At 48.2% G+C, this 4157-nt stretch carries 7 protein-coding genes; all 7 read left to right on the plus strand.

Annotated features, from left to right (window positions below; all coding sequences use genetic code 11):
• Positions 1-599 (plus strand): DNA methyltransferase (locus WC259_RS07780; protein ID WP_372644096.1); only part of this gene is annotated, 599 nt, incomplete at its 5' end.
• Positions 596-1231 (plus strand): ParB N-terminal domain-containing protein, encoded by a 636-nt coding sequence (locus tag WC259_RS07785; RefSeq protein ID WP_012882539.1) that lies wholly within the window; start codon positions 596-598, stop codon positions 1229-1231. The genes WC259_RS07780 and WC259_RS07785, both read left to right, overlap by 4 nt.
• Complete coding sequence (locus WC259_RS07790) at positions 1228-1419, plus strand: hypothetical protein (protein WP_012984504.1); 192 nt, start codon at positions 1228-1230, stop codon at positions 1417-1419. Before WC259_RS07785 ends, WC259_RS07790 begins: the two co-directional genes overlap by 4 nt.
• 54 nt (positions 1420-1473) lie before the next feature.
• Positions 1474-1923 (plus strand): hypothetical protein, encoded by a 450-nt coding sequence (locus WC259_RS07795; protein ID WP_012984503.1) that lies wholly within the window; start codon positions 1474-1476, stop codon positions 1921-1923.
• Positions 1923-2540 carry a recombinase family protein gene (locus WC259_RS07800; protein ID WP_012984502.1) on the plus strand — a complete coding sequence of 206 codons (618 nt, stop codon included), beginning with the start codon at positions 1923-1925 and terminating at the stop codon, positions 2538-2540. Before WC259_RS07795 ends, WC259_RS07800 begins: the two co-directional genes overlap by 1 nt.
• Position 2541: 1 nt before the next feature.
• Positions 2542-2721, plus strand: a complete 180-nt coding sequence (locus WC259_RS07805) for a hypothetical protein (protein ID WP_012984501.1) — start codon at positions 2542-2544, stop codon at positions 2719-2721.
• Positions 2714-4157: recombinase family protein (locus WC259_RS07810; protein ID WP_372644102.1), on the plus strand; the 1444-nt coding region annotated here is incomplete at its 3' end. The genes WC259_RS07805 and WC259_RS07810, both read left to right, overlap by 8 nt.

Below are 4157 nucleotides of genomic sequence, written 5' to 3' on the forward strand. Positions count from 1 at the left end.
ACCCCATACCCTTTGGGGCAGCCAAGGCAATACTTGAGAAATATCACTATCTTCACTCCATGCCCGGTGGAACCAAGCTTGCCTTTGGAGTCTTTCTGGGTGATAGGCTCTATGGTGCGATTACTTTTGGTTCAGGACCAGCCAACGTCTACCGGATGGTAGAGGGGGCAAAGCCCTCGGATTGCTTAACACTCTCAAGGCTTTGGCTTTCAGACGAACTCCCCTCCAACTCGGAATCCCGCGTCTTAGGGATAGCCCTCAGGGCTTTAAAGCGCTTCACCCGGATAAGGTTTTTAGTCAGCTATGCCGACCCTGCTCAAGGGCATATTGGCACAATCTATCAGGCAACCGGCTGGGTCTATACCGGACTATCTGAAGCCATGCCCATGTTTGATATCGGGGACGGCAAACCTAGGCACTCCCGGAGTTTAAGCCACACCTACGGTAGCCATTCAGTCAAACACTTTGAATCCTGTGGGGTAAAGGTAAGGGTAGTACCCCAGAGCCGGAAACACCGCTATTTCTACTTTCTGGATACGGATTTTCAAGGCAAACTCAAGGTACTCCCTCAAGCCTACCCTAAGAAAGAGGCAATATGAAAGTGATTGAAATACCCGTCAACAAGTTATGTGAAGCCCCATGGAATCCCAACCAGATGGACGAAGGGGTAAAACAGCTGCTAAAAAACAGCCTCTCCCGGTACGGGCTGGTAGAGCCACTGGTAGTCAGGCCGAGTGGTGAGGATGGTTTTGAAGTTCTGTCCGGCAACCAAAGGCTTAAAGTTTTAACAGACCTCAAACAAGAAGCTGTCCCCTGCGTGGTAGTAGAACTTAATGATACCGAAGCCATGCTGCTAACTCAGGCACTTAACGGGCTTAAAGGGCAGGATGATTTGGCACTCAAAGGGGCTTTACTCAAGGAAATTCTCTCAGTCATACCCGAAAGTGAAGTCTTATCCCTGCTGCCTGAAACCCGAAACAGCCTCCAAACCCTTTCCATGATAAATGAAGAAGATTTGGCTGACCACTTAAAAGCTTGGGAACAGGCTCAAACTGCCAAACTCAGCCACCTACAGCTTCAATTTACCAGACCCCAGCTTGAGACAGTTCAGGAAGCAGTCAGTTTAATTCTGCCAGTGGCCAAAGATTCCAAAGAAGATAACCCCAATACCAGAAGCACAGCCATCTTTTTGCTTTGTAAATTCTATATAGAAAGGAGGCAGCCGGAATGAATGAGATAGCCTGCCCGATTTGCACAAGCCACTTAAATATCAGGATGGCCAAAGGCAGGGCTTCTAATAAACCCTTCATCATGCTCATTTGTCCGAAAGACGGCCGGCATTTCCGGGCGTTTATCTCGGACCAGACCTATATCAATAAAGTGCTTGAAGAGAAGACTAAAGGTATGAGGGAGGGGTAGCCGCCATGTGGCGGAATATATGTATGTACAAACATACAGAAAGGGGAATAAAGCATGACCAGTTTAAAAGAATGTTTTGAAACCGGAGTGGCACTGATTGGGATGAAAAACTGCATGACCCTCTTCCAGACGGCCTATAGTATGTCTCTAGAAGGAAACAGACGGGCAACTGCCGGGGAGATAGCAGCAAGAGCTGCTAGCCAGTTTGGGCTCAAGATAAGTCCCTCTAATGTGGGGCAGGCCTTTAGTGCCATGAGTATTGCCACAACTATATCACGCGGAAAGGCAAAGTATGTACTTAACCCAACCGAGCTTGAGCCGATTCTTAGAGTAGGGAAAGAAGAATGCACCGAAATCTCAGATAAACTTGAGGAATCACTCTCCGAATATCAGGAGATTGCTGGAAGGGTTGATGGGCTGATAAACCAGCTCCGAGAAGCCCTTAGACTAGATGGAGAAGAGCGTAAACTCAGGGCACAAATCAGGCAGGTGCGGGGCGAGTAATGAAGGTGGCCATCTACCATAAAGTTCCAAGTTCGGAAAGAGGGAAATCCATTTCCCCTCAGGATATAAGGGAGTTTGCCCTTGCGCAAGGTTGGGAGATTTATAACTGTTATCAGGATTACGTCTCTCCCTCTGGCAACTCCCGGCGAACTGGCTGGATTGAGCTAATGGTAGATGCCAGACAACACAAATTTGAACTGATCCTTATCCGTCGTTTAGATCAAATCTTCCGCTCGGCAACAGAGGCTGCCAAAATCTTAAAAGAGCTTAAGTCAGCCGGAACTGGCCTTCGGTCTTATTCTGAACCATGGTTTGATACGGTTTCTGTCTCTGGTGGGGTCCTTTACCACCTAACCCTGTCCTATGCAGCACTTGAAAAGAATCGACAGCATCGAAAGCTTAAGTCTGGTTTGGCCCATGCCCGTAAAATGGGCTGCCAGACAGGGCGGCCAAGGGTAACCCAAAGGCCGCACTTCAACCAGGCTTATGGAGACATTTTAGAGCGTCTGAGGGCTGGCCAGATCTCAAGACGGCAGGCTGCCAGGGCACTTGGCATTGGCTACGCCACCTTAAAACGGCTTATTGATTCCAAATATCAAGGATTAAGGGGTTCATGATATGCCAGAGAGATTACCCTGTCAGGAGAAAGACTCGTTGACGGGTATACCCTGTACCTATACACTGTCCGCCAATTCTGACAAGAGTGAGGTGGACCAGTTAATGATAAAAGAATTTCTAAATGCCTTAGCCGAAGTGGCCTTATCAGTTGCATCCCGGGGGGATTATCAAAATGATTGAGTGCAAGAGAGCGGTTGCTTATGTCCGGGTCTCTTCGGCTTCACAGGTTGAGGGTTACTCTCTGGATGCTCAGGAAAGGCTATTTACCGAGCTCTGCAAGAACCGGGGTTGGCAGGCTGTGCATATATATCGGGAAGAAGGCAAATCCGCCCATGTAGACAGTATTAATAAACGACCCGTCTTCAGGAAACTCCTTGAAGATGCAGCCAAAAATGAATTTGAGATTGTAGTTGTACATACACTTGACCGCTGGTCGAGGAATCTTACCGTTACTCTGGAATCATTAAAACTACTGGGCAGGTACGGGATAGGGCTGGTCTCTATTGTTGAAAATCTGGATTATTCTAAACCGGACGGTATCCTTTTCACCCAGATGCTGGGGGCATTTGCCCAGTATTTCAGTGAAGCCTTAAGTACCCATGTCAGAAAAGGACTTGACCAAAGAGCCAGGGAAGGCAAACACAATGGCTGTATCCCATTCGGCTATGAATCCTGCTGGGAGACAGGCGAAAAGGGAGAGAAGAAAAGGCGCTGTGAGCAGGAACACCCCGGAGGACTTCACATCCATTCAAGGGAAGGGCCAGCCGCAGCCGAGCTATTCCGACGATACTCCTCCGGTACAACAACACTTTCGCAGCTGGCTATCTGGCTAAATGAACAGGGATTTCGTACCCGTAATACCAGGAATCTGCCTGATGCCAACGGAGAATTGGTTTCAGGGCCAAGACTATTCACCAGTTCCTCGGTCAGAAATATCCTGCATAACCCCTTCTATACCGGGCAGATAAACCACCGGGATGAAATCCTAGCCGGTGCCCATGAAGCCTTAATCAGCCGGGAACTGTTTGATACTGTTCAACTGGCCTTAAAAAAGAATTCGGGCAGATCTGAAACCTTAAATACCTCACCTAATAGAGAGTATCTGCTGAAAGGACTGGTCAGGTGTGCCTATTGCGGAATGCCAATGTGGGCTCAGACTTATAAAAGTGGAAACAGCTACTACCGGGAGCATAAAGCCTCAAGAAGTATACAGGAATGCCCCGGACATGGCGGCACCATAGCTTGCCATGTAATAGATAACCAGATAAAGGAACTTGTTTCCGCTATAGAGCTTGGTCCGGGCTGGCTTGAGGAAGTACTCTCTATCATAAGCCTTAAGGATGAAGTGGAAAGAGTTAAGAAAGAAAAAGAGCAGGTAACCGGCAAACTCCACCGTATGGCCAAAACCTATATAGACGGGCTTATTCCTGAGGAAGAATACTTAAGGCAGAAGAGACTTCTGGAACTCAGTCTGGAATCACTGGTAGTACCCGACTATGATGCCTCTGAACAGGCTGGGAAACTCATCCAGAATCTGCCTGTACTCTGGGGTAAAGCTAACCTTACTGAACAGAGAAAGATACTCCTGACCATGCTGGACGGGTGTATGTGGATGT

This window comes from Dehalococcoides sp., from assembly GCF_041654235.1.
In the GTDB taxonomy this organism is placed as follows: domain Bacteria; phylum Chloroflexota; class Dehalococcoidia; order Dehalococcoidales; family Dehalococcoidaceae; genus Dehalococcoides; species Dehalococcoides mccartyi_B.